This window comes from Pseudoalteromonas sp. SCSIO 43101 (assembly GCF_023650775.1).
In the GTDB taxonomy this organism is placed as follows: domain Bacteria; phylum Pseudomonadota; class Gammaproteobacteria; order Enterobacterales; family Alteromonadaceae; genus Pseudoalteromonas; species Pseudoalteromonas apostichopi.
In genome coordinates this window covers 919,727-938,730 of sequence record NZ_CP072673.1, presented here as the reverse complement: position 1 = coordinate 938,730, position 19,004 = coordinate 919,727, and the positions used below count along the sequence as shown (strand labels likewise).

The following is a 19,004-nucleotide window of genomic DNA, read 5'->3' as shown; positions in this document are numbered from 1 at the left end:
TACTTATTAAACAATTAATAAAAACTTTTTACCATGCGCACTTGTTTTTATGCTCTTATTATACTTGTTTTCAGCTCATCTTCAGCGGCTAGTACAAGGTTACAAGAAACTTGGAAAATAACCTCACTAGAATTCCCTCCATATGCTAGCAGTGAAATGGAAAATGGCGGAGATGCCATCGCTTTTTTAAGAAGCTCGCTTGCTAAACAATCTATAAGTCTTGAGGTTGAATACTTACCTTGGCAGGATGCTATAAAAAAAGCCGAGTTAACAGGCTACCTTGGTTATTATCCTGCTTGGCCTTCAGAAATAATGCCTGGTTTTATTGCCTCACCAACTATCTTAAACTCCCAAATAGCGGTTATTACTACCCAGTCAAACCCACAGGATTTTGAAAATATTGAACAGCTTTTTAGTGAAAATAAAGTAGGAGTTGTTGGGCCCTACACCTACCCTGATGTTATCAAAAAAGTAATCAAATCCTATGAAGACAGCATAGTAAAAACAACAAACGATGAAGAGTTGTTTCACTTAATGCAAACTAAGCAAATTAATTTTGCGATTAGTGCACCAAAAGTTCTTAATTACTTTGCAAGGCAGCAGAACTTCCCAGAGCCAAAAATAGTGACTCAGTTTCCAGACTTCCCGTTAGTGATTGGTATGAGAGATAATGCGGAAAATCAGGCTAAAATCACTTTACTCAATGATTTATTTGCTGGCACTAGTTCTTTAGCAACAAACTACTCTCGGCCAAAAAAATTGTTGTTAACCTATATAGATATACCTCGCATCACTCCTTTTAAAGAAATAATGGCTGATGTTTATAGTGATTTAAATATCAAGGTTCAGATGCAAGCAACCCCGGCTAGAAGAGGCGTATTGCTATTGAACGCAGGCGTGGTTGACGGTGATATTGTGCGTTCAAAAAGCAACCTAAAAAAGTTCGACAACGTGATTGTCGTTGAGCCAAGTCTTGGCATTATAAACTTGGTACTTTTGTGTCGAAAATCAAGGCCATGTGACCGGGATATTTTAGCTAAACCAAATAATCGAATTATGAGCTCTATTGGTGATACCGAAATTCTCAGCGAGTTTGATATTAAGGCAGAAATTATTAATAACGAAGACTTAAGCCATACCCTTAAAATGTTAAAAAAAGGCCGTCTAGATTATGCGCTCTACCCTGCACTGAATAGCGATATCAACACTTTTCAAAATGACTTCTCTGTGGTTATCTTAAGACAATTGGCTATAAACACAGTTATTCATAAAAAACACGCACCGCTTGTAGATGAATTATCTAAAGCAATTACCGCTCGCTTACCTGAATTAACGAAGCAAATTAACAACAGCACAGATTAGCTAAATTTACCCAAAATGCGGATAAATTATAAAATCCCAACGACTTAGTGAATTTGATTTGCTAAACTGCAGCTCAAAAGTGCTGTGAGGAAATATGCATGTGGCTTGAGAGACTAAGACGTCGCCTAGCAAAGCCTAAAACATCTGTGCAATTGTGCTTACTTGGTGTAAGTGCAGGGTTAATTGCGGCAGTGTTGATCATACTTTTTCGCCTCACCATCATGTTTTTTCAAAGCTTATTTTTAGATAAGCCCGACGATTTTACCACTTTACCAACTTACGAACGGGTGATAATGCCTGTTGGTGCAGCCTTATTAATTGCCTTATTTGCCGCCTTAACAGGCTTTAAGCATTATCGCCTTGGCATCCCATTCGTAATACACCGCATTAAAAAACATTATGGTCATATGCCGCTCTATAACACGGTCAACCAATTTGTCGGTGGTGCACTAGCTCTAATTAGTGGTTTTTCAGTTGGTCGAGAAGGTCCATCAGTACATATGGGCGCAACAGGTGCGAGTTTACTCGCCGACAAGTTACACCTTCCCCATAATGCAATGCGCACTCTTACGGGTTGTGGTGTCGCGGCTGGTATTGCCGCATCGTTTAATACACCACTAGCAGCCGTCATATTTGTAATGGAGGTGGTGCTCAGGGAATATAAAGTGCATATTTTCGTGCCCATCATGCTTGCAGCGGTTACAGGGGCATTAGCAACTCAATTTGTCTTCGGTGATGCTTCAGAGCTTGCGCTTATCACCATGAACCCATTGAGTGGTTGGCATTATCCATTTTTAATCATTTTTGGTATGGCACTTGGCGCTGTTGCTTATGCGTTTAACCAAAACTTAATGCTCATAATTCGCACATTTAAACCACTTAGCATGTTTCCTCGCCTATTACTGGCAGGATTTATCGCGGGCTTGATTGCTTATATGGTCCCTCATGCAATGGGCTCTGGTATGAGTGCTATTACTATTGCTATTGAATCACCTGACGATGTGCAGTTTTTAACAACCATCTTGATTGCCAAATTACTCGCCACCTTGTTTGCTATTGGTTTAGGTATCCCCGGCGGAATCATCGGCCCTGTTATTGGGCTAGGAGTTTTGATGGGCACCTTAATGGCCTTTTTTGCACAGTTTATTAGCCCAGGTGTTGATATCACAGGTACCTATAGCATGCTTGGCATGGCAGGGTTATTGGCCGCGACATTACACGCACCACTTGCAGCTTTAACCACGGTTATGGAGTTAACTTCAAGTCCTGAGATTATTGTGCCTGCGATGATTGTGATCTCAACGGCCTATGTCACTGCACTGCAGTTTTTTGGTAACCGCTCTATTTTTATGCAACAACTCGATTTCCAAGGGCTTGAATATCAAATATCACCAGCCACCGAAGCATTGCAAAAAGTCGGGGTGATGGATGAAATGGATGAACAATTCAAGCTACTCTACAGTGACGACAAACAACAAATCAAAGAGTCGCTGGATGCCCTTGATAGCCAAACCCCTCTTATTGTTCATGATGAAGAAAATGGCTACCGCCTCGCAGAGTATGATTTAAGTTTGATGTCTGACCAAGAAAGTAATATCAAATATGTTAGCCTTGCGGGCTTAAGTAGCCAAGCCACTTTAGCCGATGCCTTTGACTTACTAAAAGATAAGCGCAGCGGTGCAGTGTATATTTACAACCTGCTTGATAACCAACAAATTATGGGACTTTTGCGTTGGGACCAAATCAGACATATCCTTACCATACGTAACAGCTTGTTATAACAATTAAAATGGATGCTTAAATGACTGCACTATTAGTTTATAAAACTTTCCACGTATTTTTTATGATTGCTTGGTTTGCAGGTATTTTTTACCTGCCAAGACTATTTGTTTACCATGCAATGAGTGAAGAAAAAGCCTGCAACTCAATGCTTAAAGTAATGGAGCGTCGTTTACTTTATTTTGTTACACCGTTTGCCGTTTTAACACTGGTGTTTGGCGTACTCACTATTTTTGAATATGGCCGTGATTGGTTTAGATATAGCATGTGGCTGCACTACAAACTTGTGTTAGTAATTATTCTTTACATCTACCATGGCTACTGCTTTAAATTACTGGCTGACTTTAAGCATGACCGTAATACACGAAGCGATCGCTTTTACCGTATTTTTAATGAAGTTCCAGTACTCATCCTTTTAGCTATCGTGGCACTGGCAATTATTAAACCTAACTTATAATTTGCTGCTGTGTACGCTAAAAATTTGCTATAGTACTGCGCAAATTTATGCGGCCTCCCATACCGAGCGCCAGCGCCCAATAAATGTAATTAGGAACAAACCCCATGCTAAGTTTCCAAGGTGAAAATATCCTGTCGGTCAATCAGCTTGATCGAGATTGTATTGAACGTATTTTTGAAGTTGCTAAGAAAATGGAGCCTTATGCTAAAAAGCAAAAGCGCACCAATGTTTTAGAAGGCGCAATTTTAGCGAACTTGTTCTTCGAGCCAAGTACACGTACCCGTGTAAGCTTCGGCACTGCATTTAACTTACTTGGTGGCTTAGTTCGTGAAACCACGGGCATGCAAAGCTCTGCGTTAGCAAAAGGTGAGTCTTTATATGATACAGCTCGCGTAATCTCAGCGTATGCAGATGCAGTTGCAATGCGCCATCCAGACGCAGGCTCTGTTGCTGAATTTGCCACAGGTTGCGATGTACCTGTTATCAATGGCGGTGACGGTTCGAATGAGCACCCGACACAAGCCTTGCTTGACTTACTAACCATCGAACGTGAACTTGGTCGTTTCGACCAAGGTATCGACGGTATGCACATTGCCCTTGTAGGTGATTTAAAATATGGCCGTACTGTACATTCTCTATCTAAACTACTTTGTCATTATAAAGACGTAAAATTCTCTATGGTGGCACCTGATGGCTTGCAAATGCCAGACTACATTTTGGATGCTGTTGATAACGCTGGTCATAAAATACAAGTAGTGGATAAAATGGAAGGCAACTTGGCGGCAGATATTGTGTATCAAACCCGTATCCAAGAGGAACGCTTCCCTTCACAAGAAGAAGCTAACAAATACCGTGGTGGTTTTCGTATCAGCCAAGCAATTTACAACGCACACTGTAAGCCCAACTCAGTACTGATGCACCCACTTCCTAGAGATAGCCGTTTAGAAGCAAACGAGCTAGATAACGATTTAAATAGCAACGACAACCTAGCAATTTTTCGCCAAGTACAAAATGGCGTGTTAATTCGCATGGCGTTATTTGCTCTAACCTTAGATGTTGCCGACAAAGTTGAGCAATATGAAGTCGACGTGCCTTGGTTCAGCCGTAAACGTAATAGCTAACACGCTTCGTTTTGGGTTCTTTGAGCCCTTGCAAACCAACTCATTTAACGTGACAACCCAATAGGACTATTCATGACAATTAGCCAAGATCTTTTTAATCGCGCACAAGAATCAATCCCAGGCGGTGTTAATTCACCAGTTCGTGCCTTCAATGGCGTTGGCGGTACTCCTTTATTCATCACTAAAGCTGAAGGTCCTTTTACCTTTGATGCTGATGGTAACCGTTATATCGATTACGTTGGTTCATGGGGACCAATGATCATGGGTCACAACCACCCAGCTATTAAACAAGCGGTATTAGAAGCCGTTGAAAATGGCTTAAGCTATGGTGCGCCAACCGAAACTGAAATCTTAATGGCCGAGAAAGTAAAAGAGCTCGTACCATCAATCGAAAAAGTACGTATGGTGAGCTCAGGCACTGAAGCAACCATGAGTGCAATTCGCTTAGCGCGTGGCTTCACTGGCCGTGACAAAATCTTAAAGTTTGAAGGCTGTTACCACGGTCATGCCGACTCACTACTAGTAAAAGCAGGCTCAGGCGCATTGACTATGGGTGTACCTAACTCACCGGGCATCCCTGAAGATTTTGCTAAGCACACATTAACGGTGTCGTTTAATAACCTTGATGAAGTCAAAGCAATTTTCGAAAAATACGCTGACGACATTGCCTGTATCATCGTTGAGCCAGTTGCTGGCAACATGAACTGTATTCCACCTGTACCTGGCTTCTTAGAAGGTCTACGTGAAGTGTGTGATGAATACAAATCAGTGCTTATTTTTGATGAAGTAATGACAGGTTTCCGTGTTGCTTTAGGTGGCGCACAAGCTTACTACAACATCAAACCAGACCTTACTTGCCTAGGTAAAGTAATCGGTGGCGGTATGCCAGTGGGTGCATTTGGCGGTAAGAAAGAAATCATGGATTTCATCGCACCTGTCGGCCCAGTTTATCAAGCGGGTACATTATCAGGTAACCCAATTGCCATGGCTGCAGGCTTAAAGTCGCTTGAGTTATTATGCGCTGAAGGTCTACACGATGAACTAGAAGCTAAGAGCAAAGCAATTTGTGAAGGCTTTGAAGCCGCAGCGAAAAAAGCAGGTATTCCACTTACAACAAACTACGCAGGTGGCATGTACGGCTTCTTCTTTACTGACAAAGAAAAAGTAACTAGCTACCAACAAGCGACTGAGTGTGATTTAGAGCGCTTTAAAAAGTTCTTCCACTTAATGCTTGAAGAAGGCGTTTACCTAGCTCCTTCTGCATTCGAAGCTGGCTTTGTATGTGCTGAACACTCTGAAAAAGAGATCAACGATACTATTGCAGCAGCAGAGCGCGCATTCGCGAAGCTTTAATAAGCGTTAAGAAAGCTAATATAAAGCCCCAGCATTTTTCAATGCTGGGGCTTTTTTTATTCTTTGCCAATTCGTTTATTTAAGGTGTTATTAATCTCTAACACAAGTTGGTCTGGGCTCAAACTCACTGACACGGATTGGTAGCTGCACAACTTTACCGCAACCCGGAGGCGCTTGCAGACCGGTTTCTTCGTTAATAAAGGCCCAACGAATAGAAGCAGGACGAGTATCCGCTATGGCTTCAGGGTTGAGTGGTTTAAGGTAGCGAATATAGGCTTCTAGTGCACCAACACTGCCTGTTAAACCTGTGCTCTTGTTATCGTCGCGACCAATCCATGCAACAGTAACTGTGTTTTGGTCAAAACCGGCAAACCAGCTATCGCGTAAATCATTACTAGTGCCTGTTTTACCTGCAAGTTGGATTGATGGGAAGTGGGCGTTTAAACGTTTAGCGGTGCCGTCTTTGGTCACCCGTTTCATTGCGTACTTGGTCATGTAAATTGATGCATCGTCGAAGCGTTTTTGCGAAGCCACTTCATGTTTATAAAGTACTTTACCTACTGAGTCAGTCAGTGCTGAAATAGACGTTAATTCGCGGTACTGGCCATCTGCGGCAAGGGTAGTATAAAGCTGTGCCACTTCAAAACTAGAAAGCTCAAGTGCACCTAAAAGCAATGATGGGTATTGATCAATACGCCCTTCTACACCTAAACGCTTCAAGGTATCGGCCACTTTATCTACACCAACATCAAGACCAGTATTAACTGCAGGAATATTAATACTATTACTAAATGCTTTATATAATGGCATATATCCGCGGAACTGCTTGTCGAAGTTCTCAGGTTGCCATACTTTACCTTGCTCATTAGTCACTTGTAGCGGCGAGTCATCCACTAAAGTGGCAACATTAAATTTGCCACTTTCAAATGCTGTTAAATAAACTGCGGGCTTAACTAATGAGCCAATGTTACGCTTAGTATCTAGCACTCGGTTAAAACCAAAATAACGTACGTCACGACCTGCAACTAATGCTGAGACCCCACCCTTTTCAACATTAACAGAGATCATCGCCGCCTCAAGCTCTTCTGTTTTTGGGCGTCTTTCTAGGTAAGGTAAACTTGCTTCAATAGACTCTTCCATTGCTGTTTGCTTTTGTAAGTCAAAATAGGTGAAGACACGTACCCCAGCATCTAACACCTGCTGATCTGGTAACAAACGTTTTAATTCGCGATTAACCAACTCTAAGTAACCCGGATATGACTTTTGCAGGCTGTCTTTCATCGGTGCAATATCAATAGGACGCTTTAACGCCGCGCGGTATTCTCGAGTATCAATAAGCTTATTTTCAACCATTAAACGAAGTACGAGATCACGGCGCTCCATTGCACGTTCGCTATAACGACGCGGGTTGTAATACGAGGGACCTTTGACCATAGCCACAAGCAGTGCAATTTGATCGTATTCAAGTTCATCCACAGGTTTTGAGAAATAAAACTCAGCGGCAAGACCCATACCGTGAACACCTTGATTGTAAGACTGACCCAAATACACTTCATTGAGGTAGGCTTCTAATATTTCATCTTTGCTGTAGCGATAATCTAATATTAATGCGATAAGCGCTTCATTAAACTTACGCACCAGCGATCGCTCACGGGTTAAATAAATATTCTTTGCTAATTGCTGAGTTAAGGTACTACCGCCTTGCACTGTTCTACCAGCTTTAATATTACTGTATAGAGCGCGCATAATTGACCACACAGATACGCCGTGGTGTTGATAAAAATTACGGTCCTCAACCACCAGCAAGGTGTCTTTTAGCATCGGTGGAAATTTATCAAGCGGCACAAACTCACGATCTTGTTTTGAGTCATTGCCAATTCGGGCAATTTGTACCGGCTCTAATCGTGCGCTGTTCAAACGACGACCAAACTTATCTTTGATTGTTGCTAACTTTTGCCCCGAAAAGCGCAGCTCAATTACTTGTGAATCTTCTAGGCCATCATAAAACTCAAACTCACGGCGATACACTTTAATACTATTGGCTGATTTAACATACTGACCGGTACGGCTTAGCTTATTTACAGATGAGTAATTTAAGCGGTTCAATTCCCAAATAACCTCTTGCTGAGACAAGTATTGCCCAGGATAAAAGCTCATTGCACGGGCATAAACTTGTGCTGGTAACTGCCATTTATTGCCTTCAAACTGACGGGTAATTTTGGCATCTAAATAAATTAGATACAGCACCATAGCAATAATCAATGCGAGCGAAAGCTTCCAAAAGATTGACCAAAGTTTTCTTGTTACACTGGCTTTAGCTGGGCCTTTGGATGCGCGTGAGCGCTTAGTGGTATTTTTCTTTGATGTCGCCTTAGGTTTGCTAGACGATTTTTTTGCAGGAGTTTTTTTATCAGCCATTGAGTTCGCTATTGGTCAGTTAATTTTACAGGAATACACCTTGAACAGCGCAATGTTAACACCTGTAAAATTAACAGTCACTTAAACTCGTTTAGCGTGTACACAGCCATAGCGAGTGGATCACTGCTGGTATAAAAAAGATGAAGCATAAAATAATGTTAATCACTAAGTCTTTGCCTGCACCTGCTTTTAAAAATACTGCCACAGGCGGTAAAAATAGTGAAATGATTATAAGTAAGAGTTTGTTATCCATAGTTTTTCCTTATTAGTTTGGAATTTAAAGCATAGTTCAAAAATAACTATTTCGCTTATTAGAAAAAAGTTATTTAAATGCAAAAAAGCCCTACCTAAGTAGAGCTTTGATTTGAACACACAATGATATTGTTAGGTACGTGCTACTGCACGCACTTAGATTAGTTACTGCGAACTGATACAAACTCAGGGTAAGCATCAATACCACAGTCATGTTGATCCATACCGTTCAACTCTTCTTCTTCGGTAACACGGATACCCATGGTATTTTTCAGAATTGCCCACACGATTGATGATGCGATGAACACAAACCCTAAGATACATACTAAGCCAATTAATTGATTAACAAAGGTTGCATCTGAGTTTGAAAGTGGTACTAGCATGATACCTAATGAACCACACACACCATGTACAGAGATAGCACCCACTGGATCATCAATTTTTGCTTTATCAAGCGCAACAATACTAAACACAACCAGTGAGCCACCTAATAGACCAAGTAAACAAGCAAGTAATGGAGTTGGTGATGCTGGCTCAGCAGTAATTGTTACAAGACCTGCTAATGCACCATTTAGAACCATAGTTAAATCAGCTTTACCCCATAACACTTTACACACGAATAGTGCAGCAATAGCGCCACACGCTGCTGCTGCATTAGTGTTTAAGAAGATTTTACCTACTGCTGTTGCATTTTCAGCGTCAGAAACAAGTAGTTGTGAACCACCGTTAAAACCAAACCACCCCATCCAAAGGATTAATGTGCCAAGTGTTGCTAACGGTAAGTTAGAACCTGGAATTGGATAGATTTCACCGTTTTTACCGTATTTACCTTTACGAGCACCTAGGAAAAGTACACCAGCTAGCGCTGCCGCAGCACCTGCACCATGAACGATTGCAGAACCAGCGAAATCAACAAAGCCCATTTCAGATAAGAAGCCTGCGCCCCAAGTCCAGTAACCTTCGATTGGGTAGATAAAACCAGTTAAAACAACAGTAAAAACTAAGAATGCCCATAACTTCATACGCTCAGCCACCGCGCCAGATACGATTGACATAGCCGTTGCTACGAACACAACTTGGAAGAAGAAATCAGACTCTAAAGAGTGGTCCGCATCAGCAGCTTGAGTGCCAATTAATGCGCCAAATGAAGGAATGAAACCGCCTTCTGCATTATCAACATACATGATGTTGTAACCCACTAATAAAAACATAGTGCAGGCAATAGAAAATAGTGCAACGTTTTTAGTTAGGATTTCTGTTGTATTTTTTGCACGCACTAAACCTGCTTCCAGCATAGCGAAACCAGCCGCCATCCACATTACTAAAACACCCGACATTAAAAAGTAAAAAGTGTCGAGTGAGAACTTCAACTCTACGATAGTGTTTTCCATAATTCCCCCTTAAATTGCTTCTTCATCTAGTTCGCCTGTACGAATACGAACGATTTGGTCTAAGTCGTAAACAAAAATTTTGCCGTCACCAATTTTGCCTGTTGAAGCAATTTTTGTGATGGTTTCAACTACGCGTTGACAATTTTCGCTACGAGTTGCAATTTCAAGTTTGATTTTTGGAATAAAATCGACTTGGTATTCAGCTCCACGATATAGTTCAGTATGACCGCGTTGACGACCAAAGCCTTTTACATCAACAACTGTCATCCCCTCAATGCCTAAATCAGCCAATGCTTCACGTACATCATCAAGTTTGAATGGCTTTATTATTGCACTAATCATTTTCATAGTGGCCCCCTTCGGACGCTTATTGTTATCCTGTTGGTTTATACAATCCAACCTTTGTGCCATTATTTTTTATTCTTTAATTTCAATTGGTTATGAATAGAAACTAGTTTTTGCACAAAAAAAATGCACCCTAATGGTGCATTTTTTTAACAATTAGCCAGCGCTGGTGCAGTAAGCACAACTATAACTGAACTAAGCAGTTCCGATCTTGCTGTTTGGCTTGATATAAGGCTTTGTCAGCAATGCGCATCGCAGCTGTAAGTGATACTTTTTGGAATAGGGTCATACCGATGCTCATCGTTAATGAATAAGGCTCACCGTTAATTGAAAAAGCATGACTCGCTAACTGCTCTCTGAAAATATTGAGTTTAGATTCTGCGTTAGCTAAATTCATATTGTGCAGAACCACTGCAAATTCTTCGCCGCCAATTCTAGCGATAGTGAAGTCATCAAATTTAGTCTTTAAAAATGAAGACACTTGTTTTAGAGCCTGATCACCTGCTTCATGACCAAACTGGTCATTCACATTTTTAAAGAAGTCGATATCAAGCAAGGCCAGTACGTTTTCTTGCTCAACATTTTTAAGTAATTTTTCTGCGTATTGATAAAAATAGCGACGATTATGCAAGCCAGTTAAATGGTCGCGGTAGGCGCTTTCTTTTATATCGGCTATTAAAGAAAGCTGCTCCATGGTTTGCATAACACGGCAATGAAATTCTTCATTCATAAACGGCTTAGTTAAAAAGTCGTTTGCTCCGTATTTAATAAAACGCGCCGACAAGCCATGCTTACCCGCACCGGATAACCCGATAATTGCTAAGTCATCACGGCCACGGAAATTACGCACCGCTTTCACTAACTCAAAACCATCCATTGTTGGCATTGCATAGTCTGTAAGTAACAACTTAATCTCAGGGTCGTCTTTTAACATTTGCAATGCTTGCTCACCATCTTGGGCATCGCGTACATCAAACAATTGCTTTTCGAGCATTTGCTTCATTAAAGTGCGGCTCAATACTGAGTCATCGGCTACTAGCGCTTTACTCCCATCATTTCTAAGTAGTTGCGCAACAAGCTTTATCGCATAATGATATGAATCACGGTTATCTTTAACCACGTAATCTACTACACCAAGCTCTAACATTTGCTGGCGAATATATTCATCAATCTTTGATGTCAGGACCACGGTTGGAATATTTTTTGATAAGGTGTATTTAGCTACTTCGCCATTCATCGCATCCGGTAGTGTTAAATCGACTAAGGCTAAGGTGTAATCGTGCTCTGATATTAAAGAGACGCCCTCTTTTAAAGACCACGCAAAGTCAACAGCTACATCTAAATAGTGAGCAGCGAGATGACGTAACACTTGCTGTACTACTTTACTGTCTTCGACGACTAATACTCTTTGCATTGCAACTTCTCTTTTCTAAGCACGTGTACACAGATTATAAACACGCTAAATATACGTCATTTTTTAATCTAGCTAAATAATTAAGCAAAATATCTTTGCTAAAAAAATGCACTTTTTTGTAATCGTTCAGCATTTCCGGTTATTTTACTATTTAACAGCTAATATTGGTCACTAGTCTCATTAGTTTGTCATCGAGTTGGCTTTACTTTTTAATAGTTGCAATTCGAATAATAAGGAATCAACATGAAACTAGTTAGTTTTATTGGCTTGTCAGTGACAGCACTAACACTGACCTTCAGTACTCCAAGCTTTGCAGATAATGGACGTCGTATTGACGTTGACAGCAAAGTAGTGACAGAGCATAAAGCTCGCATTAATGGTGAGCGCTTTTCATATACCGCAACCACAGGCACACAACCGGTTTGGAATGAGCAAGGCGATGCCGTTGCAACGCTGCAATATACTTATTATACCCGCGATAAAGTAGACGATAGAACAAAACGTCCTTTGGTCTTTTCTTTCAATGGTGGCCCAGGCTCTGCCTCAGTATGGATGCACCTTGCCTATACTGGACCACGTGTATTAAAAATTGATGACGAAGGCTACCCAGTTCAACCTTATGGCGTAAAAGATAACCCTTACTCAATTTTAGACGTGGCTGATATTGTTTATATCAACCCAGTTAACACGGGTTACTCACGTGTTCTTGAAAACGAAAAAGGTGAGCTTCCGAGTAAATCAGACCAACAAAAAATGTTCTTTGGTGTTAACGCTGACATCAAATACTTAGCAGAGTGGTTAAATACTTTTGTTTCTCGCAACGAGCGCTGGCGCTCACCTAAGTTCTTAATTGGTGAGAGCTATGGTACGACTCGTGTTTCTGGTCTTGCTCACGAATTACAAAATCGCCAATGGATGTATATCAACGGCGTTATTTTAGTATCACCAACTGAAATTGGTATTAAACGTGAAGGCCCGGTAGAAGCTGCTAACCGCCTACCTTACTTTGCAGCGACAGCTTGGTACCACAAAGCCCTCAGCGCAGACTTACAAGCAAAAGACTTAGACGAGTTACTACCTGAAGTTGAACAGTTCACCGTTAATAAGTTTTTACCAGCAATTGCTAAAGGTGGTTTTTTACCTGCAGATGAAAAGCGAGCAATCATTAAGCAAGCAGCAAAATACGCAGGCTTATCTGAGAAGTTTGTTGAGCAAAACAACCTTGATATTCCAACTAATTTCTTTTGGAAAGAGTTATTACGTGAGCGCGGCCAAACAGTGGGTCGTTTAGATTCTCGTTACCTAGGTATCGACAAACGTGATGCAGGTGAGTCTCCTGATTACTGGGCAGAACTGACTTCTTGGTTACACTCATTCACGCCTGCAATTAACTATTATCTTCGTGAAGAGCTTAACTACAAAACAGATATCAAATATAACCTATTTGGTAATGTTCACCCTTGGGACCGCTCAGGCAACAACACAGGTGAAAACTTACGTTTAGCAATGGCACAAAACCCATACTTAAACGTGATGATCCAATCTGGCTACTACGACGGTGCAACAAACTACTTTGATGCTAAATACACAATGTGGCAGTTAGATCCAAGTGGCAAAATGAAAGATCGCTTAAGCTTTAAAGGCTATCGTAGTGGTCACATGATGTATTTACGCCATGCTGATTTAGAATCATCAAATAATGACTTACGTGATTTTATCCTTAAATCACTACCAGCCGAAAGCAAATCAGCAAAATACTAAACAGCGTATTTGCAAACCCATAATAGAAAAAGCCCGTTTTATGCGGGCTTTTGTTTTTCCACCAATCTATTTGGGTATATACTCAAGTCATTGATTTAAGGATTTGGATAATCAGCAAATGGCAGAAAAATTTCGTGTGATGTTTGCAGGCCTTGAAGCCGGTGTCGACCAAACACAAGCAACAGAACAACTAGCCGCAAAACTAAAAACAACAACAGACAAAGTAGCGACCCTGTTTGAGCATAAGCCATTATTTGCGCCGAGCGAGCAAGATAAAGCACTTAAACAAGCTAAGTTGCTTGCCAGTGTAGGCATTAAAGCTAAACTCCAAAGCGTTAATCAAACAGCCACCAGCAGCCAATCAACAAATTTAGCCGCACAAGCCAAAGAGCGTGAAGAACGTATTTTCGATGCCCTCGATTACATTACCAGTAGCCTTATTCGCCTAGAAGAAAAGCTAGATGACCTAGAGCAACGTTTACCTGAGCCAGAAAATAATAGTGTTGCTGATAGCGACGATAGCTGGCAAGAAGATGCTCTGCTGCTTGAAGACGAATTAACAGAGCCCGTTAAAAAACGCTCAAACACACTACTCTATTCGCTTATTGCGATGGTCATTTTATTATTAATCATTTTGGGTGTAGTGGAGCTTTTTCCTGAACTTTTCTCCTTTTTAGAAAGTTAACACTAATATTGACATGAGCAACACACGAGCAGAAATCAGACAATCCATTCGAAAAAAGCGCAATTCACTGACTGTTGAACAACAAAAAAATGCCGCGATTGCGCTAAAAGTGAATTTTACTCAACACTTAAAATCGTTAAAAACACCTAAAAACGCCCATATCGGCATTTATTTTAGTAATGACGGAGAGTTAGACACCTCATTGTTAATTAAAGAATTATGGGTGCAAGGACAACATTTATACCTGCCTATAATCCACCCCTTCAACGGTACAACTTTATACTTTCAAAGGTATGAAGAAAATTCACCCATGACTGCAAACCGCTATGGTATCTTGGAACCCAAGTTAAATTGCAGTCAAATATGTCCTCTAGACAAGCTTGATATTTTACTTATGCCATTAGTGGCATTTGATGATCAAGGTAACCGTTTAGGAATGGGCGGCGGGTTTTATGACAAAACGTTGGCTCGGTATTACCAAGAAAACTGGCAAAAACCGATTTTGATCGGCCTTGCCCATCAATGTCAGCATGTTCCAGCATTGCCTATTGAATCGTGGGATGTACCGTTAAAATACATTATAACCCCAGAGAAAATCTACCAATGGTAAGCAAACTGTTTGTATACTATAGACCCTCTCTGACAGCTAACTGAGCACATAATTATGACGCAAGATGAATTAAAAAAAGCCGCTGCCTGGGCAGCCCTTGAGTTTGTAAACGAAAATACCATTGTTGGTGTAGGTACAGGCTCTACAGTGAATCACTTTATTGATGCACTTGATACAGTAAAAGACACCATTACTGGTGCGGTTTCTAGCTCTGAGGCTTCAACTGAAAAGTTAAAAGCACTGGGTATAGAAGTATTCGAGCTAAACGATGTATCAAGCCTTGATGTGTATGTTGATGGCGCAGACGAAATCAACCCACAAAATGAAATGATCAAAGGCGGTGGTGCAGCGCTGACACGCGAGAAAATCGTTTCAGCGGTAGCAAAACAATTTGTTTGTATTGTTGATGAATCTAAAGAAGTTACAACATTAGGCGCATTTCCACTACCGGTTGAAGTGATCCCAATGGCACGCAGCTATGTAGCTCGTGAACTAGTAAAACTAGGCGGTGACCCTGTTTACCGTGAAGGTGTTGTAACAGATAACGGTAACGTCATTTTAGACGTGCACAATTTAGATATCAGCAACGCCAAAGAATTAGAACTAACAATCAACCAGATTGTTGGCGTAGTAACAAACGGCTTATTTGCCCATCGTGGCGCAGATAAAGTCATTATCGGCACCAAAAATGGGCCGCAAATAAAGTAAATAGGAATGAGGATATGAGTAAGGTATCGTTAGCAAAAGACAAAATTAAAATTCTCTTGCTGGAAGGCGTGCACCAAAGTGCTGTAGAAACGCTTAAGCGTAATGGCTACAGTAATATTGATTACGTAAAAACATCCTTACCTGAAGACGAGCTCATTGAGCGCATTAAAGATGTGCATTTTGTAGGCCTTCGCTCTCGCACTCATATTAATGAAGCGGTATTAGAAGCAGCTGAAAAGCTAGTCGCAATCGGCTGCTTCTGTATCGGGACTAACCAAGTCGACCTGCAAGGTGCCCGTGAACGTGGTATTGCGGTATTTAACGCGCCATTCTCAAACACACGCTCTGTGGCAGAATTAGTACTTGGTGAAATCTTATTATTACTTCGTGGTATTCCAGAGCGTAATGCCCTAGCGCACCGCGGTGGTTGGTTAAAATCAGCCAACGGTTCATTCGAAGCACGTGGTAAAACGTTAGGTATTATTGGTTACGGCCACATTGGTACACAACTAGGTATCATGGCTGAAAATATCGGTATGAACGTTGAGTTTTACGATATCGAAGACAAACTAACACTGGGTAATGCAACGCAAGTTCATAACCTAACTCAGTTATTACAACGTGCCGATGTTATTAGCTTACACGTACCAGAAACACCGCAAACGAAGAACCTAATTGGGATGGCAGAGCTTGAAGTAATGAAGCAAGGCGCCATCTTGATCAATGCTTCTCGCGGTACTGTTGTTGATATTGATGCTCTAGCAGAATCACTGCGTGATAAAAAGCTGAGCGGCGCAGCAATCGACGTGTTCCCTGTAGAACCAAAATCAAATGATGAAGAGTTCGTATCACCGCTGCGCGAGTTCGATAACGTGATTTTGACTCCACACATTGGTGGTTCAACACAAGAAGCACAAGAAAATATTGGTATTGAAGTAGCAGGCAAACTTGCTAAGTACTCAGATAATGGTTCAACTATTACAGCAGTTAACTTCCCTGAAGTATCATTACCTGAGCTTGCAAACCGCAGCCGTTTATTACACGTACACCACAACCGCCCAGGTGTGCTAACGCAAATTAACCAAGCGTTTGCACAGCACGGAATCAACATCGCAGCCCAGTACTTACAAACAGACGAAGCGATTGGTTACGTAGTAATTGATGTAGATACAGATCAATCAGAAGTAGCTCTTAAAGAGCTTAGTGCTGTTGAAGGGACAATCAGAGCACGTATCCTTCACTAATCATTGGCATATCGAATAAATAAAAAGCGCAAACAGTTAAACTGCTTGCGCTTTTTTTGTAAGACAAAACTTTAAGCTCGTAGGTTAGTTTGAGCGTAGCGAAACCAAACACGAGAACCTAGCTATAAAACGTAAATTTTAAGCTCTAAGTCAAAAATAGCTCACCGTGGGCGTGAAATTTATTTCGCGCGATGGCTTATTTCTTATAAATAACACACAAGAAATTTCAGGTGAACAGCCAAAGTAGCAGCAAGCTTGTGATTATTCTTATTACGCTACTGCAAAACTAATAGGGTGTACCTTGGTTAGGTTAACATTTTGTTTAGCTTGCCAAAGATTGTAATTATCCTGCATCGATAGCCAACTTTCAGGACTTCTACCCAAAGCCTTAGATAATCTTAATGCCATTTCAGGAGTAATGGAGCTCTGCCCCTTAAGGACTCTGTTAAGAGTTGAAGGTGAGACATCCAACTGTTTCGCGACAAATCTACAGCTGTAACCGAAAGGCTCCATATATACATCGGAAATAAATTCACCCGGATGCGGTGGATTATGCATAGTCATTAGTGATAATCCTCGTAGTTTAATATGTAGGCGTTACCATCTTTGAATTCAAATGTTACTCGCCAATTACCATTTACAGTTATTGACCAAACACCATCTCGATTGCCTTTCAATGGGTGCAACTTAAATCCAGGTAAGTCGATATCTTCAATAATCGAAGCGGTATCTATAGCGACTAGTTGCATTCTCAAACGGCGCTCGTGTTTAGCTTGAATCCCTGCTTTACTTCCAGTCTCGAAGAACTTTTTCAAGCCTTTATGTTTGAATGTCTTGATCATTGCTAAAGTGTAGCGTGCTGCGCAACAGGTGTCCACTTTAATTATACCCCCTCGCTTAGGGGGAATAACCGTGGACTAAAATTTGAAGCGAAGCAAAAACCAGCGCGTTAATTAAAAGCTTTAAGCCGTAAATTTTAAGCGCTAAGTCAAAAATGGCTCACTGTAGGCGTGAAATTTATTTCGCGCGAGTTAAAACTGTCAACTTACTTCATGCTTATTTAACCAATTTAGGTTATTTGTGTTATTTCTCAGATATCGACATAATGCACCATTGTGCTCAAATCACCATTGGAAGGTATATTATGAAAAAACTGATATTTGCTTTACTACTTTTTACTCCTCTGTTTTGCATACCCAATGAACTACCAAGCGAATTTGAAAATAATTTAATCTACTTAACCCCAAAGCTCAGTGATGGCACAACCGTGAAATTTTTCACTGATACTGGTGGAGGTTGGAATGCTATTTCAAAAGAACTCAGTGAAAAATATCAATGGAAGATTGAAAATAAAGAAACTGAAGACGGTGTTATTAAAGTTACTGATATGCCGCAATTTGATAAAAGTGCTTGGATACCCATCGCAGGACTGAACAATTGGTGGGCAGGTCAGTTACAAGTAGTTCCAAGAAGAGAAATAAGTTCATCTAACAAGTTGGATGGCACCTTAGGCGGCAGGTGGCATGCTGAAAAAATCATCGATTTTAATTACCTAGATAAAAGCATCACAATTTTATCCAAACTACCTGAAACCGATAACTTCTCAGAAGTACCTCTAGGTTTCCAAAAGAATGAATTAGGTAATTATACGTTAGCTTTTCCGAGCATTAATATATCGGTAGATGGTGTAACGATTCCAATGCTATTCGATACGGGCGCTTCTGCTTGGCCTTCAAATGAAGCTCTAGAGCAACTTAATGTATCCGGTGAAAAAGTTGCAACCTCTTTCATCACTGCATCCATATTTGATAATTGGATGAAATCTCATCCTGAATGGCTGGTTATAGAAAAAGCATGTTCATTATCTAAACAATCAATGATCAGAGTCCCACAAATAAAAATTGCAAATAAAGTAGTAGGCCCAGTTTGGTTTACTAGAAGAGAAGATAAAAACTTTCATCAATTTATGTCTTCTATGATGGACAAACAAATTGACGGTGCGCTAGGGGGCTCAGCGCTTAGGTATTTGAGAATTATAATCGACTACCCTAATGAACGAGCATGGATTAAAAATGATATGTAATAAGAGTTAAAGACTATGGTT

At 40.8% G+C, this 19,004-nt stretch carries 18 protein-coding genes; 11 read left to right on the top strand and 7 right to left on the bottom strand.

Translation table 11 applies throughout. The annotated features are described in order from the left end of the window. Window positions 1-33 precede the first annotated feature (33 nt). The 5 genes from J8Z25_RS04420 to hemL all read left to right on the top strand — a co-directional run bounded on the left by J8Z25_RS04420 (window position 34) and on the right by hemL (window position 6,072). Window positions 34-1,362: a type 2 periplasmic-binding domain-containing protein gene (locus J8Z25_RS04420; protein ID WP_130049521.1), complete on the top strand. Its 1,329-nt coding sequence runs from the start codon at window positions 34-36 to the stop codon at window positions 1,360-1,362. 98 nt (window positions 1,363-1,460) lie between these two features. Then, entirely contained in the window at window positions 1,461-3,143 is a 1,683-nt protein-coding gene (locus tag J8Z25_RS04415) for a chloride channel protein (protein ID WP_130049522.1), read from the top strand. A gap of 20 nt (window positions 3,144-3,163) precedes the next feature. After that, window positions 3,164-3,598 (top strand): CopD family protein, encoded by a 435-nt coding sequence (locus tag J8Z25_RS04410; RefSeq protein ID WP_130049523.1) that lies wholly within the window; start codon window positions 3,164-3,166, stop codon window positions 3,596-3,598. Window positions 3,599-3,702: 104 nt separating this feature from the next. Continuing rightward, window positions 3,703-4,719 carry an aspartate carbamoyltransferase gene (locus J8Z25_RS04405; protein ID WP_250661729.1) on the top strand — a complete coding sequence of 339 codons (1,017 nt, stop codon included), beginning with the start codon at window positions 3,703-3,705 and terminating at the stop codon, window positions 4,717-4,719. A 72-nt stretch (window positions 4,720-4,791) separates the two neighbouring features. Next, a complete protein-coding gene (gene hemL / locus J8Z25_RS04400; protein ID WP_239977986.1) occupies window positions 4,792-6,072 on the top strand; it encodes a glutamate-1-semialdehyde 2,1-aminomutase in 1,281 nt (426 codons plus the stop codon). 90 nt (window positions 6,073-6,162) lie between these two features. On the opposite strand, the gene mrcB is transcribed toward hemL, so the two are convergent. The 5 genes from mrcB to J8Z25_RS04375 all read right to left on the bottom strand — a co-directional run bounded on the left by mrcB (window position 6,163) and on the right by J8Z25_RS04375 (window position 11,892). Next, window positions 6,163-8,490 (bottom strand): penicillin-binding protein 1B, encoded by a 2,328-nt coding sequence (gene mrcB / locus J8Z25_RS04395; RefSeq protein ID WP_250661728.1) that lies wholly within the window; start codon window positions 8,488-8,490, stop codon window positions 6,163-6,165. 91 nt (window positions 8,491-8,581) lie between these two features. Next, window positions 8,582-8,743, bottom strand: a complete 162-nt coding sequence (locus tag J8Z25_RS04390; RefSeq protein WP_082401591.1) for a YqaE/Pmp3 family membrane protein — start codon at window positions 8,741-8,743, stop codon at window positions 8,582-8,584. 160 nt (window positions 8,744-8,903) lie between these two features. Continuing rightward, a complete protein-coding gene (locus J8Z25_RS04385) occupies window positions 8,904-10,133 on the bottom strand; it encodes an ammonium transporter AmtB (RefSeq protein WP_130049527.1) in 1,230 nt (409 codons plus the stop codon). Window positions 10,134-10,142: 9 nt separating this feature from the next. Next, complete coding sequence (locus J8Z25_RS04380; RefSeq protein WP_054554260.1) at window positions 10,143-10,481, bottom strand: P-II family nitrogen regulator; 339 nt, start codon at window positions 10,479-10,481, stop codon at window positions 10,143-10,145. Window positions 10,482-10,662: 181 nt separating this feature from the next. Then, the gene (locus J8Z25_RS04375; protein ID WP_250661727.1) at window positions 10,663-11,892 is read right to left on the bottom strand and encodes a diguanylate cyclase domain-containing protein; all 1,230 of its coding nucleotides are present in this window, start codon (window positions 11,890-11,892) and stop codon (window positions 10,663-10,665) included. A 243-nt stretch (window positions 11,893-12,135) separates the two neighbouring features. Here J8Z25_RS04375 and J8Z25_RS04370 point away from each other — a divergent pair, with 243 nt between their 5' ends. The 5 genes from J8Z25_RS04370 (at window position 12,136) to serA (ending at window position 16,900) form a co-directional block, all read left to right on the top strand. Further along, complete coding sequence (locus J8Z25_RS04370; protein WP_178926663.1) at window positions 12,136-13,653, top strand: S10 family peptidase; 1,518 nt, start codon at window positions 12,136-12,138, stop codon at window positions 13,651-13,653. Between the two features lie 118 nt (window positions 13,654-13,771). Continuing rightward, window positions 13,772-14,338, top strand: a complete 567-nt coding sequence (locus tag J8Z25_RS04365) for a hypothetical protein (protein ID WP_130049530.1) — start codon at window positions 13,772-13,774, stop codon at window positions 14,336-14,338. A 13-nt stretch (window positions 14,339-14,351) separates the two neighbouring features. After that, window positions 14,352-14,948, top strand: a complete 597-nt coding sequence (locus J8Z25_RS04360; RefSeq protein WP_250661726.1) for a 5-formyltetrahydrofolate cyclo-ligase — start codon at window positions 14,352-14,354, stop codon at window positions 14,946-14,948. 54 nt (window positions 14,949-15,002) lie between these two features. Continuing rightward, on the top strand, window positions 15,003-15,656 hold the full coding sequence (rpiA, locus tag J8Z25_RS04355; protein ID WP_130049532.1) for a ribose-5-phosphate isomerase RpiA: 654 nt from the start codon (window positions 15,003-15,005) through the stop codon (window positions 15,654-15,656). A 14-nt stretch (window positions 15,657-15,670) separates the two neighbouring features. Then, window positions 15,671-16,900: a phosphoglycerate dehydrogenase gene (gene serA, locus J8Z25_RS04350; protein ID WP_167659130.1), complete on the top strand. Its 1,230-nt coding sequence runs from the start codon at window positions 15,671-15,673 to the stop codon at window positions 16,898-16,900. A 270-nt stretch (window positions 16,901-17,170) separates the two neighbouring features. On the opposite strand, the gene J8Z25_RS04345 is transcribed toward serA, so the two are convergent. Together J8Z25_RS04345 and J8Z25_RS04340 are read right to left on the bottom strand one after the other, a co-directional pair. After that, window positions 17,171-17,464, bottom strand: coding sequence for a HigA family addiction module antitoxin (locus J8Z25_RS04345; protein WP_054554253.1), 294 nt, complete (start codon window positions 17,462-17,464; stop codon window positions 17,171-17,173). Beyond that, on the bottom strand, window positions 17,464-17,742 hold the full coding sequence (locus J8Z25_RS04340) for a type II toxin-antitoxin system RelE/ParE family toxin (RefSeq protein ID WP_250662012.1): 279 nt from the start codon (window positions 17,740-17,742) through the stop codon (window positions 17,464-17,466). Before J8Z25_RS04340 ends, J8Z25_RS04345 begins: the two co-directional genes overlap by 1 nt. 302 nt (window positions 17,743-18,044) lie before the next feature. Here J8Z25_RS04340 and J8Z25_RS04335 point away from each other — a divergent pair, with 302 nt between their 5' ends. Beyond that, window positions 18,045-18,983 carry a hypothetical protein gene (locus J8Z25_RS04335; protein ID WP_250661725.1) on the top strand — a complete coding sequence of 313 codons (939 nt, stop codon included), beginning with the start codon at window positions 18,045-18,047 and terminating at the stop codon, window positions 18,981-18,983. Window positions 18,984-19,004 lie beyond the last annotated feature (21 nt).